This is a genomic window from Roseateles depolymerans (assembly GCF_003387155.1).
Lineage (GTDB): Bacteria > Pseudomonadota > Gammaproteobacteria > Burkholderiales > Burkholderiaceae_C > Roseateles > Roseateles depolymerans.
In genome coordinates, this window is record NZ_QUMT01000007.1 from 45935 (window position 1) to 63651 (window position 17717).

The window sequence follows — 17717 nt, forward strand, 5'->3', positions numbered from 1 at the left end:
CATAGGGAGAGTGCATGGGTCGGTCGACGCTGAGCATCCAGACACGGTTGGTGGCCGCGCTCAGCCTGAGTGCGACCATCCTGGTGGGTCTCATCGGCCTGTATTGGGTGAACCGCCACGAACGCGAGCTGGACGCGGAATTGCTGGAACGCCAGCGCCGCATGGCCCAGTTGGTGGCCCGAGGCTTTGCCGAACCGGTCTGGAATCTGGACAGCGCCGCCCTGTCCGAACTGCTGGATGCGGTCATGGCCGATCCGGAGGTCCATGCCATCACCCTCACCGCTCCCGGCCTGGAGACCCTGCGCCGCGAGCGGACCGACCCGCCGGTGCGGCCCGAGACCATGGAGTTCGAGCTCAGCCACCGCTCCAGCGTGGACAGCGGCCCGGCCGGTGCGCTGGGCCGGGCGACCCTGGTCTACACCCGGGCCTACATCGACCAGCGGGTCGGGGAAACCCGGCGCTTGGTGGCCAGCCTGCTGGCCACGGTGCTGCTGGCCATCGGCCTGACCAGTTATGTGCTGGTGCGCCGGCTGGTGGAGCGGCCCGTCTCGCGCCTGCGGGGGCTGGCCCAGCGGGTGGCCAGCGGCGAACTGGGGGCTCAGATCGCGCCCGAGCATGCGGACGAGATCGGCGACCTCACCGACCAACTCAACGCCATGAGCGCCAAGCTGCAGGCCTTTGCCGAAGGCGTGCGCAGCAGCGAGCAGCGCTACCGCAGCCTGTTCGAGAACGCCGCCGAGGGCATCTTCCAGGCCGACGGCCACGGCCGCCTGCTGCGCATCAACAAGGCCCTGGCCCACATGCTGGGCCTGCCGCATCCCGAGCAGGCGCAAGGCCTCACCCTGCGCCGCGTGGTGCGCATCGAACCCGACGAATACCGGCGACTGGCCCGCGCGCTGGGTCGGCATCGCCTGCTGCAGCAGGTGCCGCTGCTGGTCACCACCCGGGACGGCCGTGACCTGTGGATGGAACTGAGCCTGCACCTGGTGCAGGACGGCGGCGCCTCCCGGGTCGAGGGCCTGGTGAGCGACATCACCCAGCGCCGACTGGCCGAGCAGGAGCTGACCCAGCACCGGGACCATCTGGAAGAGCTGGTGACCGAACGCACGGTGGAGCTGTCCCAGGCCAAGCAGCGGGCCGAGGCGGCCAACCAGGCCAAGAGCCGCTTCCTGGCCACGATGAGCCATGAGTTCCGCACGCCGCTCAATGCCATCCTGGGTTTTGCGCAACTGCTGCAGATGGACAAGTCGCTGACCGAAAGCCAGCAGTCCAAGATTCGGCTGATGCGGGAATCGGGCGAGCATCTGCTGGTGCTGATCACCGACCTGCTGGATGTGGCCAGCATCGAGGCCGGCAAGCTCACCCTGCAGCTGAATCCGCTGGACCTGCGGGCGCTGCTGGAAATGTGCAGTGAGTCGATGCGTCCCCGGGCCGCTGAAAAGAGCCTGGCCTTTGACGTGTCGCTGGACCCTGAACTGCCCGCGCGGGTGCGGGCGGACGGGCAGCGGCTGCGCCAGGTGCTGCTGAACCTGCTGTCCAACGCCGTCAAGTTCACCGACCGGGGCCGGGTGGGCCTGATGGTGGACCTGATGGCGCGCGGCCCCAGCAGCATCGTGCTGCGCTTCAGCGTCACCGACACCGGCATCGGCATGGAGCCGCAGCAGGTGCAGCGGCTGTTCCAACCCTTTGAACAGGTGGCGGACCAGTCCCGCCGCGCCGGCGGCACCGGGCTGGGCCTGGCCATCAGCCAGCAACTGGTCAAGCTGATGGGCGGCATGATCGATGTGGAGACGTTGCCGGGCCACGGCAGCCGCTTCAGTTTTGCGCTGGAGCTGCCGCTGGCCTCTTAAGCGACGCGCAGACTGCTGGCAACTGTCGAGGGTGCTGGCAACTGCCGAGGCTGCTGGCACGTGGGGCCACGGGCGAGTGTTCGGGCTTCTGGCCAGTGCCGGCGCCGCTGGCGTGAGCCGGCGTTTCCCGGGATTGTGCGGCGCACGCACCCGCGCACCCGGCTGCGCACGGACGCCTGCCCTGCCCCGGCATACTCGCCGCCATGACAGGCATCTTGTTTTCCAAGCTGCTGGCGATCTTCATCGCCGCAGCGATGGGTTGGTTCGTCGGCCACATGCGCTGGCTCGGCAAGGCCGGCGGTGAGACCGACCCCGCCCGTGTGCTGTCCAATCTGGCCTTCTATCTCTTTGTCCCCGCGCTGATGTTCCGCACCACCGCGCGGGTGGACTTCCAGACCCTGCCCTGGCTGACCATTGCCGCCTTCTTTGCACCGGTGGTGCTGGCGCTGCTGGGCGTCTACCTGTGGCAGCGCTCGCGCCGGCCGGACAACCCTGCCGTGCCGGCCGTGCGCAGCATCACGGCCTGCTTCGGCAATACCTTGCAGGTGGGCGTGCCGCTGGTGGCCGGCGTCTTTGGCGAAGACGGCCTGGCGGTACACATCACCATCGTCAGCCTGCATGCCCTGACGCTGCTGAGCCTGGCCACGGTACTGGTGGAGTCGGACCTGGCACGTCATCATGCGTCCGGCGCCAGCCTGCTCTCGACGCTGGGGGTCACCATGCGCAACACCATCATCCATCCAGTCGTGCTGCCGGTGCTGGCAGGGTTCGCCTGGAACCTGACCGGTCTGGCCCTGCCCCGGGTGCTGGACGAAGTGCTGCAGATGCTGGGCAGCGCGGTGGTGCCGCTGTGCCTGGTGCTGATCGGCATGTCGCTGTCGTATTACGGATGGCCACGGGCCTGGCGCGACATGATGGGCCTGCTGGCCGTGAAGCTGCTGCTGCTGCCTGCGCTGGTGCTGGTGGTGGCCCATTGGGTCTTTGGCCTGTCGGGACTGGGCCTTGCCGTCATCGTCATGATGGCCGCCCTGCCGCCCGGCTCCAATGCCATGATGTTCTCGCAGCGCTATCGCACCCTGGAGCAGGAAGCCTCTGGCGCGGTGGTGGTGGCCACGCTGCTGTTTGCCGTCACGGCGCCGCTGTGGCTGGCGATACCGGTGTGGCTGGGACGTTGAGCATGAACCGAACCGCATGAACAGAACCGCATGAACCGAAGGACCCACGTGCCCAGCCTGGATCTGCGCCCCGGTGACCAGGTGCCGGCCGACGTGCTGCATGCCCTCTTCCGGGAGGCCTTTGCGGACTACCTCATCGGGCCGTTCGAAGTCCCGCTCAGCCAGTGGCCGGCCTTTCTGGCGCGCCAGGGCGCGGACCTGGGCTTGTCGCGGGTGGCGTTTGACAGCCAGGGTCAGGCACTCGCCTTTGCCCTGGTGGCACAGCGGCCGCTGCACCGGCGCTGGCGACTGGCCACGATGGGCGCTCGTCCGCAGGCCCGGGGCACCGGCGCTGCGGCGGCATTGCTCGATGACGTCCTGGCCCGTGCGGCGGCGAATGGTCAGCAAGCCGTGGAGCTGGAAGTGTTCGCGCAGAACGAGCGCGCCCGGCGGCTGTACGAAAGCCGGGGGTTCGAGGCGGTGTACCCCTTGCATGGATGGCAGGCGGATCTGGCTGACCTGGCGGTGGGGGGCGGCACTGGCGACAAGCAAGCCGCCGCGCCGCAGGCGGTCGATCTTGCAACAGCGCTGGAGTGGCTCGATGCGGCCGAACATCGTTGGCCTGACCTGCCGCTGCAGGTCACGCGGGCCTCGCTGGGTCACCTGACCGGCGGCCATGCGTGGCAGATGCGCCCCCTTCAAGCTGTGGAGGCGGCCGTCGCCTCCGGCACGACCGGCACCGGTACCAGCGGGGCCACCGCCCAGCTCATCTTCACCCTCCCCGACGAAACGGTGATGGTGAACAGCTTCATCGCCCCCGATCCGGGGGACGCGCAGGCGCTGCTGCAGGCGCTTGCCCGGGTCTATCCACAGCGCCGTCTGCGGGTGCCGCAGTTGCAGCGGGACGACCTGGGCGGCCAGTCACTGCGGGCCCTGGGCGCCTCGCAGATGCCACTGCATCAGCTCTGGATGCAGCGCACCCTGACCCCGGACACTCCCCGCTGACCCCACGGCCAGGGGCTGTCCGGTCAAACCTCTTGCTTCCCGCACTTGTGAGCCGGCGCCCACCTGTGTAGGGTGCGGCCTTCCACAACATGTCCGCGTCCCGCGGGATCCCTGTCATGCGCATCAAGACTTTGACCCTGGCCGTCTGGGCCGCCCTGAACGTGGGCGGCCTGGGTGCCGCCTCCGCCTGGGCCGCCGCCCCCGCCCAACCCGGCAGCGCGATCACCGCCGACGGCGGCACGCTGCAGGTCAAACTGGAGAAGGTCAAGCTGGCCAATGGCTTTGAAGTGATCCTGGTGGAGGACCACCGCCTGCCCCTGGTGGCCTTCAACCTGTGGGTGCATGCCGGCCCCCGCAACGAGGCCAAGGGCCAGACCGGCTTTGCCCATCTGTTCGAACACCTGATGTTCGCCGGCACGCGCCACATCCCGCGCGGCCAGGCGGACCAGATCATCGACGCGGCCGGCGGCACCGACTCCAACGGCAGCACCGACTTCGACCGCACCAACTACTTCTTCACCCTGCCGTCCAACCAGTTGGAGCTGGGCCTGTGGCTGAAGTCGGACATGCTGGGCTACATGATCGACGAGGTCGACTCGGTCGCCCTGGCCAACCAGCAGGACGTGGTGCGCAACGAGCGTCGCCAGTCGGTGGAAAACCGCCCCTACGGCATCGTGGAAGAAGCGCTGTTCCATGCGCTGTATCCGGAAGACCATCCCTACTACGCCTCGGTCATCGGCTCGCATGCCGACATCCAGTCCATCAAGCTGGAAGACGTGAAGGCGTTTGCCCGCCGCTACTACCGTCCCAACAATGCCACCCTGGTGCTGGCTGGTGACTTCAACCCGGCCGAAGCCCGCAAGCTGGTGGAAAAGTATTTCGGTCCGCTCAAGGCCGGTGAGGCCGTGCCGCCGGTGCAGGTGCCGCAACCCAAGATCACCGAGGAAAAGCGCATCGCCGTCACCGACCGGATCGAGCTGCCCCGCCTGAACATCGCCTGGCAGACCCCGGCGGTGTTCCAGCCCGGAGACGCCGAGCTGGATGTGGCCTCGCACGTGCTGGGCGGCGGCAAGTCCAGCCGTCTGTACAAGACGCTGGTGTATGACAAGCAGCTTGCCCAGTCGGTGTCGGTGCAGCAGTATTCGCTGTCGCTGGGCTCGGTCTTTGGCATCGAGGTGGTGGCCCGTCCCGGCAAGTCGCTGGAGGAGATCGAGAAACTGGTGGACGACGCCGTCGCCGAACTCTCCCAGAACCCGCCCACTCCGGAAGAAATGGGCCGCGCCCGCGCCGCCATCGAGACTGGCTTGCTGTCCCGCCTGGAAAAACTCCAGGGGCTGGCGGACCAGATCAACTACTACAACCAGCAGGCCGGCGACCCGAACTACATCGCCAAGGACCTGGGCCGCTACCAGAGCATGACCGCCGCCCAGGTGCGGGATGCCGTGGCCCAGCAGCTGAAGAAGCAGTCGCGAGTGGTGCTCTACGCCACGCCGGGCGAGCAGAAGCTGGCCCCGGAAGTGCCGACGCCGCCGATGCCCACCAAGGCCGCCAAGGGCGAACGTGAATCGCTCAATGCGGACGCCGCCTGGCGCAAGACCCAGCCCAAGGGCACCAAGGCCAAGCCGCTGACGCTGCCGGAAGGCCATCGCTTCACCCTCGCCAACGGCCTGACCGTGATCCAGGTGGCCAATCCCGGCCTGCCGCTGGTCAGCGCCTCGCTGGTGGTGCGCGCCGGCCAGTCGGCCAACCCGGCGGACAAGCCGGGCCTGGCCAGCTTCACCGCCGCCATGCTGGAGCAGGGGACGCAGTCGCGCGGCGCGCAGCAGATCGCCGACGAGGCCGGCAGTCTGGGCGCCACGCTGACCAGCAGCTCCAGCCGCGATGAGGCCCGCGTGGAGGTGAGCAGCCTCAAGCGGAACTTTGCGCAGAGCCTGGCCCTGCTGGCCGACGTCACCCAGAACCCGGCCTTTGCCGAGGACGAGGTGACGCGACTCAAGGGCGTGCGGCTGGCCGCACTCGCGCAGCAGCGCGAGCAGGCCCCGGCCGTGGCTTCGCTGGTGGGCAACCGGGTGGTGTATGGCGAGGGTCATCCGCTGGCTGCCAACGGGCTGGGCACGGAAACCTCCATCCAGGCCACCGACGCCACCCAGCTGCGCCAGTTCTGGCAGACCCATTACCGTCCGGACCAGGCCGCGCTGGTGGTGGCCGGCGACCTGACCGAAGCCGAGCTCAAGCCGCTGGCCGAGAAGCTCTTCGGCGGCTGGGTCAAGCCCACCTCCGCCGCGCCGGTGCCCAGCACCGCGGCGCCCAAGCCGGTGGCCGCCCGCGTGGTGCTGGTGGACAAGCCCAATTCCCCGCAGACCGCCCTGGCGGTCGTCGCACCGGGACCGAAGGCCGGCGTGCCGCAGGCCGCCGACATCAAGGTGATGAATGCGGCCATGGGCGGCCTGTTCACCTCCCGCATCAACACGCAACTGCGTGAGGTCAAGGGCTACACCTACGGCGTCTATTCGGGCTTCTCGATGAACCGCGACAGCGGCAGCTTCGGCATCCGCGGCAGCGTCCGCACCGATGTGACCGGACCGGCCCTGAGCGACATGTTCAAGGAGATCGAAGGCATGCGCGCCAAGCCGATGGGCGCCGCCGAACTGAACCGGGTGCGCAATGCCCAGCTGCTGGCGCTGCCGGGGCTGTTCGACACCAACCGCGTCATGGCGTCGAGCTATGCCAGCGAGTGGGCAGTCGGCCAGCCGCTGGACAGCATCACCAGCCTGCCGCGCAAGTACAACGCGGTGACAGCGACCAGCGCCCTGCAGGCCGCCCGCAGCTATGTGGACCCGGCCGGCCTCATCGTGGTGGCGGTGGGCGACCAGGCCAAGGTGTTGCCGCAGCTGCAGAGCTGGGGACGCAAGCCGCTGGAGATCCGGGACGTGAACGGGGCGCTGCTGCCGGTGGCGGCTCCTGCGGCCCCGGCTACTCCTGCGGCTCCGGCGGCTCCTGCCTCCGCGCCGGCCAAGCCCTGACGGGGTGATCCGGGGACGGCGGCCATGAGGTCGCCATTCCCGGGACGCCTGCCACGGCCGCCCCGGTCCTCCCCTCGGCCCCTGGCCCTCATCCTGACGAAGCCTGCTCTGCCGGCTTTCGATGGATGCGGGCCAGGGGCTTTTTGCTGCGCGGTCGCGGGCGGCGCGTGATGGTTCAGAATCCCGTCATGACCGATCTCGTTGCCTACATGAACGGCGTGGGCGAGGCCGCGCGTCGCGCCGCGACGCAGATGGCTGCCGCGCCGACCGCCGCCAAGAACCAGGCCCTGCTGGCCCTGGCCCGCCGTCTGCGCGACAGCGGCCCGGCCCTGGCCGCCGCCAATGAACGCGACCTGGCCGCCGCCCGCGAAGCCGGCCTGGACGCGCCCCTCGTGGACCGCCTGAAGCTCGATGCCAAGACCCTGGAGACGGTGGCCCTGGGCTGCGAGCAGATCGCCGCCATGCCGGACCCGATCGGCGAGATCACCGGCGTCAAGCGTCGCCCCACCGGCATCAGCGTCGGTCAGATGCGGGTGCCGCTGGGCGTGTTCGGCATGATCTACGAGAGCCGGCCCAACGTGACCATCGAAGCGGCGTCGCTGGCCATCAAGAGCGGCAATGCCTGCATCCTGCGCGGCGGCTCCGAGGCGCTGCACAGCAATCTTGCGCTGGCCGCGCTGGTGGGGCAGAGCCTGGAGGAGGCCGGCCTGCCGGCCGAGGCGGTGCAGCTGATCAACACCACCGACCGGGCGGCCGTGGGGCTGCTGATCGCCATGCCGGCCTTCGTGGACGTCATCATCCCGCGCGGTGGCAAGGGGCTGATCGAGCGCATCAGCCGTGACGCCCGCGTGCCGGTCATCAAGCATCTGGACGGCAACTGCCACTGCTACGTGGATGCCCAGGTGGACCTGGCGCAGGCGCTGGTGGTGGTGGAAAACGCCAAGACGCAAAAGTACAGCCCCTGCAACGCCACCGAATCGCTGCTGGTGCATGCGGACCAGGCGGCCGAATTCCTGCCGCGCATCGGCCGCCTCTTCGCGGCCAAGGGCGTGGAGATGCGGGCCTGCCCCCGCGCCTTCGCAGCGCTGCTGGAAGTGCCGGACGCCAAGCTCGCGCTGGCCACCGAGGCCGACTGGAGCACCGAATACCTGGCGCCCATCATCAGCATCAAGGTGGTGGACAGCCTGGACGAGGCCATCGCCCACATCAACCGCTATGGCTCCCACCACACCGACGCCATCCTCACCACACTGCATGGGAACGCGATGCGCTTCCTGCGGGAAGTGGATTCGGCCAGCGTCATGGTCAATGCCAGCACCCGGTTCGCTGACGGATTCGAATACGGCCTGGGCGCGGAAATCGGCATCTCGACCGACAAATTCCATGCCCGCGGCCCGGTCGGCCTGGAGGGCCTCACCTCGATGAAATGGGTGGTGCTGGGCCAGGGAGAAATCCGTCAGTAACAAGGCGGATGGGGGGCTGCCGGTACACTGACGGCCCTCTTGCCCTGGGCGCAGGGAGCGCCGCCCGCTCCCCGTGCCCCTTGCTGCCATGTCCGACCATTCGCCTGCTTCCTCGCTCCCGTCCCCGCTGCCGCCGGCCGTCAATGCCTCGAGCCGCAAGGCCCTGGTGCTGTTCTCGGGCGGCCAGGACTCCACCGCCTGCCTGGCCTGGGCGCTGGATCGGTTCGCTGAAGTGGAAACGCTGGGCTTTGACTACGGGCAGCGCCACCGCATTGAACTGGACTGCCGGCAGGTCGTGCGCCAGCGGATCCGCGAGCAGTTTCCGGCTTGGGCCGGAAAGCTGGGCGAAGACCATCTGCTGGACCTGAGCCTGCTGGGCCAGATTTCCGACACCGCCCTCACGCAGGAGCGGGCCATCGAGCTGCAGGCCAACGGCCTGCCCAACACCTTTGTGCCAGGACGCAACCTGCTGTTCCTGACCTTCGCCGCCACCCTGGCCTACCGCCGCGGCGCCTCGGTGCTGGTGGGCGGCATGTGCGAGACCGATTTCTCCGGTTATCCGGACTGCCGGGACAACACGCTCAAAGCGCTGCAAGTGGCCTTGAGCCTGGGCCTGGACACGCCGATGACGCTGGAGACGCCCCTGATGTTCCTGACCAAGGCCCAGACCTGGGCCTTGACCGAGGGGCTGGGCGGTGCGCCGCTGAACGAGCTGATCATCGAGCACACCCACACCTGCTACCTGGGCCAGCGCGAGACCCGCCATGCGTGGGGCTGGGGCTGCGGCCAGTGCCCCGCCTGCGAATTGCGGGCGCGGGGCTACCAGGAATTTGTGCAGGCCCGGGCCGGCGGTCGTTGAGGAGTCAGCGTGACGGTGTTCTGGGAGCGAGCCCTGTGGGTGATCGGTGCGGTGCTGCTGTTCTGGGGCATCGGCGCCTACAACCGCGTGATGCTGCTGCGCAATGAGATCGGCAAGGCCTTCGCCCAGCTGGATGAGGCGCTGACCCGGCGCGCGACGCTGGGCGACGCCCTGCTGGGTCATCTGCGTGAGCGCCTGCCCAGCGAGCAGGCCAGCATCGACGCCCTGGCGGCCGCCCAGGCCGAAGCCCAGGCGGCCGCGCAAGCAGTGCGGGCCCGGCCGCATGCGGCGGACCCGATTGCCCAACTGGCCATCACCTCGGCCGTGCATGGGGCGGCGCTGACCCGGCTGATCTCGCTGGTGGAGCATCACTCGGAGCTGGTGTCGGACGCCGAGCTCTATGGCGTGGTGGATGAACTCAAGCTGGTGGACCGGCAACGCGCCTTCGCGCGGCAGGTCTTCAACCAGGCGGTGCAGAACTACAACGAGGCGGTGCGGCAGTTCCCGACGCGGGTGCTGGTGAGCTTTTTCGGGTTCTCGGAGTCGCGCAGCCTGTGAGGCTTCGTGGGACCTCGGTCGCGCCGGCGATCGTGTCTCGCTGAACTGGCCGCTGAGCGCCGGTTTCCCTACACTCAGCCCCGCGGCGCCATGGATGGCGCTCTACATGGTGGTCTACGCGGTGCTCTATACGGCGCTCTATATGGGGCGCCATACACAGCGCCCAATACGTCGCCACTACGTCGCCACACACATCGCCCAACACGGCCATGCGGGAGGACAGGTATGCGGGAATCCGAGTCCATCAGGCTCCAGCTTGCAGATCGGGGTCGGACCTCCATCCGTGCCACCGGACTTCTAGGGCCATGGGTGCTGTGCGCCGGGCTCATCGTGGCGACCACCGTACGGGCCGCGCCTGAACCGGCCGCGTCCGCCTTGGTACCGCCAGCCGCCGACCTCAGGATGCGGGCCCTCGCCGCGACCTGCGCGGCCTGCCACGGCACCGACGGACGCTCCACGGCCGATGATGCGTTGCCGCGTTTGGCAGGCCGACCTGCCGAGGAACTGGCGCAGACGATGCGCGCCTTCAAATCCGGCGCCCGGCCAGGCACGGTGATGCCGCAGTTGGCCAAGGGCTATGACGACGCCCAGATCGACCTGCTGGCGTGTTACTTCGCTGCACAGTCGGCCGCCCCCGCCACCAAAGCCACCAAAGCCGCCAACGCCATGAATGCCGCGGATGCCGCAAATGCCGCGCATGCCGCCAAGAGAGGCCAGCCATGATGCGCCGCCGTGACTGGCTGCGGGCCGGCGCTTACGCGGCGGCCTTTCCCGCTGCCGCCCTTTCGGTCCCCCATGCTGCAGAGGCTGCGCAGCCCCAGCCCCAGCCCGGCTGGCGACGCGCCCGGGTCGTGGTGGTGGGCGGAGGCATCGGCGGTGCGACCGCCGCGCGTTATCTGCGGCTGTGGTCCGGACATTCCCTCGAGGTAGTGCTGGTCGACCCGCAAGACGCGTTTGTGTCCTGCCCGATGTCGAACCTGGTGCTGGGCGGCTTCACATCGATGCAGACGCTGACCCGCCCCATGTCGACGCTGGACGCATCCGGTGTGCGACGGGTCCGGGACACCGTCACCCACATCGACACCGAGCGGCGGCTGGTGCTGCTCGCGCGAGGCGATGCCATGCGCTATGACCGGTTGATCGTGTCGCCCGGCATCGACCTGGACTGGCGCAGTGTGGCGGGCCTGGAGGCCGCGCATGACAGCGGCCGCATTCTGCAGGCGTGGAAGGCCGGCCCCGAGACGCTCGCCCTGCGACAACAGCTCGAAGCCATGCCGGACGGCGGCGTCTTCGCCCTGACCATCCCGGAGGCGCCGTATCGCTGCCCGCCAGGCCCTTATGAACGCGCCAGCGTGGTGGCCGCCTGGATGAAGAAGGCCCGGCCCCGCAGCAAGCTGTTGGTGCTGGATGCCAACCCGGACATCACCTCCAAGGCGGCGCTGTTCCGCAAGGTCTGGGCGGAGCGTTATGCCGGGCTGCTGGACTATCGCCCGCTGCACAAGGCGGTGGCGGTGGAGACCGGCTCAGGTCCGGGCGGGACGGTGCGGTTTGAACTGCAGTCGCCGGAGCGGGCGGACGTGCTGAATGTGCTGCCGGCCATGCAGGCCGGCGCCATCGCGCGGGAAGCCGGGCTGGTGGGGCGCATCGGCGCCGCCGGTGGACGGTGGTGCCCGGTGGAGTATCTGACCTTCGCGTCCTCGCAGACGCCTGGCGTTCACGTGATCGGTGATGCCATTCAGGTCGCCCCTGCGATGCCCAAGAGCGGCCACATGGCCAATGCCCATGCCAAGGTGGCCGCCGCGGCCATCCTCAGCGAGCTGGCGGGCCTGCCGCCGGACACGCAGCCCATGCTGACCAACACCTGCTACAGCCATGTGGACGGCAGCCAGGTGATCCACGTGGCCAGTGTGCACCGCTATGTCGCGCAGGAGCGCACCTACCGGACCGTGCCGGGCTCCGGCGGTGTCTCCGACGAGCCCAACGAACTTGAGTCCCGTTACGCCTGGCACTGGGCCCGGACGCTCTGGCAGGACATGCTGGGTTGAGGCAGGTCACCGGGCCCAATCCCCCGGGGGCGCTTGGAGACTCCGGGCGGGGCGGTTAGAGACCCCGCGCGCAGCTCCCAGAAACCCCGGTGAACGGCACCGCTCAGTGGCACTCGATGGCGCCAGCGGTCACCAGTTCTTCGAACAGGGTGGTCAGGGCACGGCCGGTCATGCGGAACGGATCGAGTTTCTGCGTCTCTCCGTACTTGAGCAGCAGCGCCGGATTGAGCCGATGCAGATTGACTTGCCCCATCGACCAGCCAGCAAACCGCCGCTCGCCGATTTCCTCATAGGCGATCAGGGTGCACTGGTCATGGCGCTCGTCCGCAACGATGCGCTTGTAGCGGACGTTGACCGCTTCCCGCGACCCTTCCAGCACCTGGATGAAGACACCGTCGGTATGGCAGAGCAGGCCGGTGATGCCTTCCACGGTGTTGTGCTCCCGGGAGCGGCGCACGATGTCTTGCAGATCGTGCGGGCTCAAGTCCCGACGGGCACGGCTGGCGTAAACGAGGCGAACAAGCATGGGGAGTCCTCTTAGCTCTTGCTGCGCACCAGTGACAGGAATTCCCGTCGCAGGTTCGGATCCTTCAGGAAGGCGCCGCGCATCACACTGTTGATCATGGTGGATTCCATGTCCTTCACGCCGCGCCAGTGCATGCAGAAATGGTCCGCATCCATGACGATGGCCAGACCGTGGGGACGCACACGGTCCTGCAGTTCATTGGCCAGCATGGTGACGGCTTCTTCCTGGATCTGCGGACGGCTCATGATCCAGTCGGTCAGCCGCGCATATTTGGACAGGCCGATCAGGTTGGAATGCTCATTGGGCAGCAGGCCGATCCACACCTTGCCGATGATCGGGCACAGGTGGTGCGAACAGGCGCTGCGCACGGTGATCGGGCCAACGATCATCAGCTCGTTCAGCCGCTCGACATTGGGGAACTCGGTGACGGCGGGGGCCTGCGCATAACGGCCGGCGAACACTTCCCGCACAAACATCTTGGCCACCCGCTTGGCGGTTTCCTGGGTGTTGTGGTCACTGACGGTATCGATCACCAGGGCCTGCAGCACATCCTGCATCTTGGCCTGGACCTCCGCCTGAATCTGTTCCAGTTCGCCCGGTTCGAGAAAGTCGGCAATGTTGTCGTTGGCGTGATAGCGCTTCTTGGCGTGGACCAGCCGGTAACGGACGCGTTCGGACGCCGGCAGGGCCGCCAGGGACTCGGCGCTCAAGGTGGGGGTGCCTGTCATGAATGAAGGGGGCGCGATGAAGCGTATCCCGAAGGTAAAGGTCGGTCGAATGGAAAGCGCAGATGCGCTCCGCCGTGGGAGAGTCTGCCCGGTAATTGTCTGCGTGGGGCGATGTCATTGTGATCCGTAGGGCGTACAGGCGGCCCGGTGCGGGACAGCCACCCCTTAAACTTCACCAGTGTCTACCCCCCATTCCTCCTCTCCTCCGTTGCACCGGCTGCTGAGCGCCAGCGCTGATGCGGTCCAGGCCGTGCGCGACGGCCATTCCCTCACCGACTGGCTGGGCCGCTGCGCCACCGAATTGCGTCCCGGCGCCCAGGCGCTGAGCTTTACCGTGCTGCGCCGCCTTGGGGCGGTACAGGCCGTGCGGTCCCGTCTGGCGCCCAAGGCGCCGCCGCCGCGGGTGGATGCGCTGCTGGTCACCGCCCTGGCCTTGCTCTGGCCGGGTGAGACCTCATACGCAGAACACACCCTGGTGGATCAGTGCGTGGAGGCGGCCCGTCGCCGAACGCCCAAGCAGGCCGGTTTCGTGAATGCGGTGCTGCGCCGTTTCCTGCGGGAGCGCGAGGCGCTGGTCGAGGCCCTGAAGGACGATCCGATCGCCACCTGGAACCATCCCCGCTGGTGGCAGGAACAGTTGCAGAAGGACTGGCCCGATCACTGGCAGGCCCTGCTGGCCGCCAATCAGCAGCGTCCGCCGATGACGCTGCGGGTGAATCCGGCCCAGGGCAGCACGGAGCATTACCGCCAGCGCCTGGAAGACGTCGGCATCGCCGCCGGGCCGGCGGGTGACCTGTGGCCGCAGGCCCTGGTGCTCGACGAACCCCGTCCGGTCCAGGCCCTGCCCGGTTTTGCAGACGGCGATGCGTCGGTGCAGGACGCGTCGGCCCAACTGGCGGCACCGCTGCTGCTGGGCCTGATGAAGCCGCAAGACCTGGCGCCCGGTGAGGACTGGCCGGTGCTCGGGAGTGGGGCGCGGGTCGTGGACGCCTGCTCGGCGCCGGGCGGCAAAACCGCGCATCTGCAGGAACTGGCAGGCAACCGGCTGGATCTGCTGGCGCTGGACACCGACGCCAAGCGGCTGGAGCGGGTGAGTGAGAACCTCGCCCGGCTGCATCTGGACGGCCGGGTCAAGGCCGCCGACGCCCGCCACACCAAGGCGTGGTGGGACGGCCAGCCGCTGGACGCCATCCTGCTGGACGCGCCCTGCAGCGCCTCCGGCATCGTGCGCCGCCACCCGGACGTGCGCTGGCTGCGCCGCGCCACCGACATCCCGGCACTGGCGCAGATCCAGACCGAGCTGCTGGAGGCGCTGTGGCCGCTGCTCAAGCCGGGCGGCCGGCTGCTCTATGCCACCTGCTCGGTCTTCAAGGCCGAAGGTCAGGATCAAATCGACGCGTTTTTGCAACGCCATGGCGATGCGCGGTTGCGTCTGTTCACCCGTGGAGCCGGTCACCTCCTTCCGCTCGCTGACAATGCTTCGCAACACCCACTGCGAGGCGACGCGGCCGTGACCGACGGCTTCTTCTACGCCTTGCTCCAGAAGTTGCCGTCCGCGTGAGCCTGTTGAGTCCGTTCGTTCTGCTGCGTGCCTGGTCGCGGCGCCTGACCCTGGTCGGCGCCCTGCTGACCCTGCACGCCTGGGCGCTGGCCCAGGGCGTGACGCTGCAACAGCTGAATGCGGAACGGGTCGAGGACGGACTGGCCCTGAGTTTCAGCAGCCGCTTCGAGCTGCCGAGGCCCGCGGAAGATGCACTGCTCAAGGGCGTGGCCATTTATTTCGTGGCCGAGGTGCAGGTGCTGCGCAACCGCTGGTACTGGCGTGACGCCCGCGTCGCCCGGGCCACCCGCACCTGGCGCCTGACCTGGCAACCCCTGACCCGCCAGTACCGGGTGAGCACCGGCGGGCTGCACCAGAGCTTTGACACGCTGGGCGAAGCGGTGGCGTCCTTGCGCGGCGTGTCCGGCTGGCGAGTGGCGGACGCCAAGGAGATCGAGGACGATGGCAACTATTACCTGGAGTTCAGCTACAAGCTGGACACCAGCCAGCTGCCCCGCCCGATGCAGATCGGCCTGGGGGCCGGACAGGGCTGGGCGCTGTCGGTGGAGCGCAATCTCCAGCTGAACCTGGACGCGCCTTCCACACCGCCGCCCAACCGGCCCCAGCCGTGAGACCCGCCTGCGGACGACGCCCTGCGGCTTCCCCCTTCCGATCGACCCCTGAGGCACTGACCCTGAAGGACTGCTCCCTGTGACCAAAGCGGCACGCCTGGCCTGGCTGGTATCGGTGACGGCGATCGCGGGCGCCAGCGGCATGCTGGCCTTCCTGCTGTCGATCAGCACCACGGCCCAGCGCGGCTTCCTGGAACGGCACTACCTGTGGCTGTTCTGGGTGAACGTGGCGGTCGCCACCGCCTTGATCATCGTCATCGGCGTGGCCGGCACCCGGCTGGCGCTGCGGGTCAAGCGCGGGCGCTTCGGCAGCCGACTGCTGCTGAAGCTGGCCTTCATCTTCGCCTTCGTCGGGGTGGTGCCGGGCCTGCTCATCTACACCGTCTCCTACCAGTTCGTGAACCGCAGCATCGAGAGCCTGTTTGACCAGCGGCTGGCCAGTGCCCTGGAAGCCGGCCTGGCGCTGGGCCAGGACACGCTCGACAACGCCCGCAGCGAACTGAGCGCCCGCACTCGCAGTGCGGCCGAGCGCTGGGAAGACGGCGCCCTGGCCCCGCTGGCGCTGGAGCGGCTGCGGGACCAGCTCTCCGCGCGCAGCGTCGCGCTGCTGGGGGGCAATGGCCAGGTGTTGCTGACGGCTGGTCCGGACAACGACAGCATTCCGGAGCGGCCCACCGCCAGCATGCTCAGCCAGGCACGCAGCAACGGCGTGTCGTCGCGGCTGGAGGGCCTGGAGGATGAACAGAAGGCGGTGCAAGGCGAAGCCCGCATCCGCGCGGTGGCCCTGCTGCCCAGCAGCGCACTGCAGCTGACCAACAGCGACCGCTACCTCATGGTGGTGCGGACCATCAGCGGCAAGGTGGTGAGCAATGCGCTCAATGTGCAGGCCGCCAACCAGGAGTATCTGCAGCGCTCCTTGCTGCGGGACGGCCTGCGGCAGATGTACCTGGGCACGCTGACGCTGGTGCTGATCCTGGCGGTGTTTGCGGCGCTGCTGCTGGCGGTGGCGCTGTCCAACCAGTTGGTCCAGCCCCTGCTGCTGCTGGCCGAAGGCATGCGGGAGGTGGCCACCGGTGACCTCAAGGCCAAGCCGGTGTTCCGGTCACGCGACGAGCTGGGCGGCCTGACGCGGTCCTTTGCCGACATGACCGAGCAATTGGCCGATGCACGGGCGCAGGTGGACTTGAGCGTGGCGCAGGTGGAAAGTGCGCGCACCCACCTGCAGACCATCCTGGACAACCTGACCGCCGGCGTGATGGTGTTCGGCGCGGACCGGCGCATCGAGTCGGTCAACCCGGGCGCGACCCGCATCCTGCGGCTGCCGCTGTCGGCCTATGTCGGCCGCCATCTCGATGAGCTGGAGCCGCTGCAGGAGTTTGCGAAGTCCATCTGGCAGCGCTTTGAACTGCAATCCCCGGAGGCGGGCGAGCGCGATCACTGGCAGGACTCCTTCGAACTGCGCCTGACCGAGGAGATCACCGTCACCCTGCTGGTGCGCGGCGCGGCGCTGCCGCATGACGCGCGACTGCTGGTGTTCGACGACATCACCGAAGTGGTGTCGGCCCAGCGCTCCGCCGCCTGGAGCGAGGTGGCGCGGCGCCTGGCGCATGAGATCAAGAATCCGCTCACGCCGATTCAGCTGTCGGCGGAGCGTCTGCAGTTCAAGCTGGAATCCAAGCTGGAGGGGGCGGACCAGGCCATGCTGGTGCGGTCGGTGGGCACCATCGTCAACCAGGTGCAGTCGATGAAGCAACTGGTCAACGAATTCCGGGACTATGCGCGGCTGCCTGCGGCCAAGCTGGCGCCGCTGGACGTCAATGCGCTGGTGGCCGAGGTGCTGACGCTGTACGCGGAGGCGCAGGAAGCGGGCCGGCTGGTGGCGGATCTGGCGCAGGACCCCCCTTTGATCCTGGGAGATGCGCCGCAACTTCGCCAAGTCATCCACAATCTGGTCCAGAACGCGCTGGATGCAGTCAGTGAGCGGCCGGACGGACGTGTGACAGTGCGGACTCAAAAGGCGACCAATGAAATGGGCGAATTGCGCGCCTTGCGGCTGGTCATCCTGGACAACGGGCCTGGCTTTGCGGAGAAAGTGCTGAACCGGGCCTTCGAGCCATACGTCACAACCAAGAGCAAAGGCACCGGCCTGGGACTGGCCGTGGTGAAGAAAATTGCGGATGAACATGGGGCGCGGATCCGTTTGGTCAATCTTCAGCCGGCAGGTCACCCCGAACAGGCACCGATAGGCGCGCAAGTTTCGTTATCATTTTCAAAACTCGCGACTGCACCGAGCCCTGCGCCAGACGCGCCTCGGCCCGCGTGAACAGTAGGCAT

General features: G+C 68.3%; 14 protein-coding genes. 12 read left to right on the top strand and 2 right to left on the bottom strand.

The window, feature by feature from the left end:
- Nucleotides 1-14: 14 nt before the first annotated feature.
- The 9 genes from DES44_RS23240 (at nt 15) to DES44_RS23280 (ending at nt 11957) form a co-directional block, all read left to right on the top strand.
- A complete protein-coding gene (locus DES44_RS23240; protein WP_058936839.1) occupies nt 15-1850 on the top strand; it encodes an ATP-binding protein in 1836 nt (611 codons plus the stop codon).
- Between the two features lie 215 nt (nt 1851-2065).
- Entirely contained in the window at nt 2066-3025 is a 960-nt protein-coding gene (locus DES44_RS23245; RefSeq protein WP_233441668.1) for an AEC family transporter, read from the top strand.
- Between the two features lie 30 nt (nt 3026-3055).
- Nucleotides 3056-4009, top strand: a complete 954-nt coding sequence (locus DES44_RS23250; RefSeq protein WP_083525924.1) for a GNAT family N-acetyltransferase — start codon at nt 3056-3058, stop codon at nt 4007-4009.
- 116 nt (nt 4010-4125) lie between these two features.
- Nucleotides 4126-7032 (top strand): M16 family metallopeptidase, encoded by a 2907-nt coding sequence (locus tag DES44_RS23255; protein ID WP_170156735.1) that lies wholly within the window; start codon nt 4126-4128, stop codon nt 7030-7032.
- Between the two features lie 188 nt (nt 7033-7220).
- Nucleotides 7221-8495: a glutamate-5-semialdehyde dehydrogenase gene (locus DES44_RS23260; RefSeq protein WP_116001903.1), complete on the top strand. Its 1275-nt coding sequence runs from the start codon at nt 7221-7223 to the stop codon at nt 8493-8495.
- Between the two features lie 88 nt (nt 8496-8583).
- A complete protein-coding gene (gene queC / locus DES44_RS23265; RefSeq protein WP_083525926.1) occupies nt 8584-9354 on the top strand; it encodes a 7-cyano-7-deazaguanine synthase QueC in 771 nt (256 codons plus the stop codon).
- A gap of 9 nt (nt 9355-9363) precedes the next feature.
- The gene (locus DES44_RS23270) at nt 9364-9912 is read left to right on the top strand and encodes a LemA family protein (protein WP_058936842.1); all 549 of its coding nucleotides are present in this window, start codon (nt 9364-9366) and stop codon (nt 9910-9912) included.
- A 402-nt stretch (nt 9913-10314) separates the two neighbouring features.
- Complete coding sequence (locus tag DES44_RS23275) at nt 10315-10635, top strand: c-type cytochrome (protein ID WP_198164852.1); 321 nt, start codon at nt 10315-10317, stop codon at nt 10633-10635.
- Nucleotides 10635-11957 (top strand): NAD(P)/FAD-dependent oxidoreductase, encoded by a 1323-nt coding sequence (locus DES44_RS23280; protein ID WP_058937660.1) that lies wholly within the window; start codon nt 10635-10637, stop codon nt 11955-11957. Before DES44_RS23275 ends, DES44_RS23280 begins: the two co-directional genes overlap by 1 nt.
- 103 nt (nt 11958-12060) lie before the next feature.
- Here the strand turns inward: DES44_RS23280 and DES44_RS23285 are convergent, their stop codons facing one another.
- The gene (locus DES44_RS23285) at nt 12061-12483 is read right to left on the bottom strand and encodes a BLUF domain-containing protein (protein WP_058936843.1); all 423 of its coding nucleotides are present in this window, start codon (nt 12481-12483) and stop codon (nt 12061-12063) included.
- A gap of 11 nt (nt 12484-12494) precedes the next feature.
- Nucleotides 12495-13211 carry a GTP cyclohydrolase I gene (gene folE, locus DES44_RS23290; RefSeq protein WP_058936844.1) on the bottom strand — a complete coding sequence of 239 codons (717 nt, stop codon included), beginning with the start codon at nt 13209-13211 and terminating at the stop codon, nt 12495-12497.
- 178 nt (nt 13212-13389) lie between these two features.
- Between folE and rsmB the strand changes: the two genes are divergently transcribed.
- The 3 genes from rsmB to DES44_RS23305 all read left to right on the top strand — a co-directional run bounded on the left by rsmB (nt 13390) and on the right by DES44_RS23305 (nt 17706).
- Nucleotides 13390-14772, top strand: coding sequence for a 16S rRNA (cytosine(967)-C(5))-methyltransferase RsmB (rsmB, locus tag DES44_RS23295; protein WP_058936845.1), 1383 nt, complete (start codon nt 13390-13392; stop codon nt 14770-14772).
- The gene (locus DES44_RS23300; protein WP_058936846.1) at nt 14769-15383 is read left to right on the top strand and encodes a DUF4390 domain-containing protein; all 615 of its coding nucleotides are present in this window, start codon (nt 14769-14771) and stop codon (nt 15381-15383) included. The genes rsmB and DES44_RS23300 overlap by 4 nt, the downstream gene beginning before the upstream one ends.
- Before the next feature lie 79 nt (nt 15384-15462).
- Nucleotides 15463-17706 (top strand): sensor histidine kinase, encoded by a 2244-nt coding sequence (locus DES44_RS23305; RefSeq protein WP_058936847.1) that lies wholly within the window; start codon nt 15463-15465, stop codon nt 17704-17706.
- Nucleotides 17707-17717 lie beyond the last annotated feature (11 nt).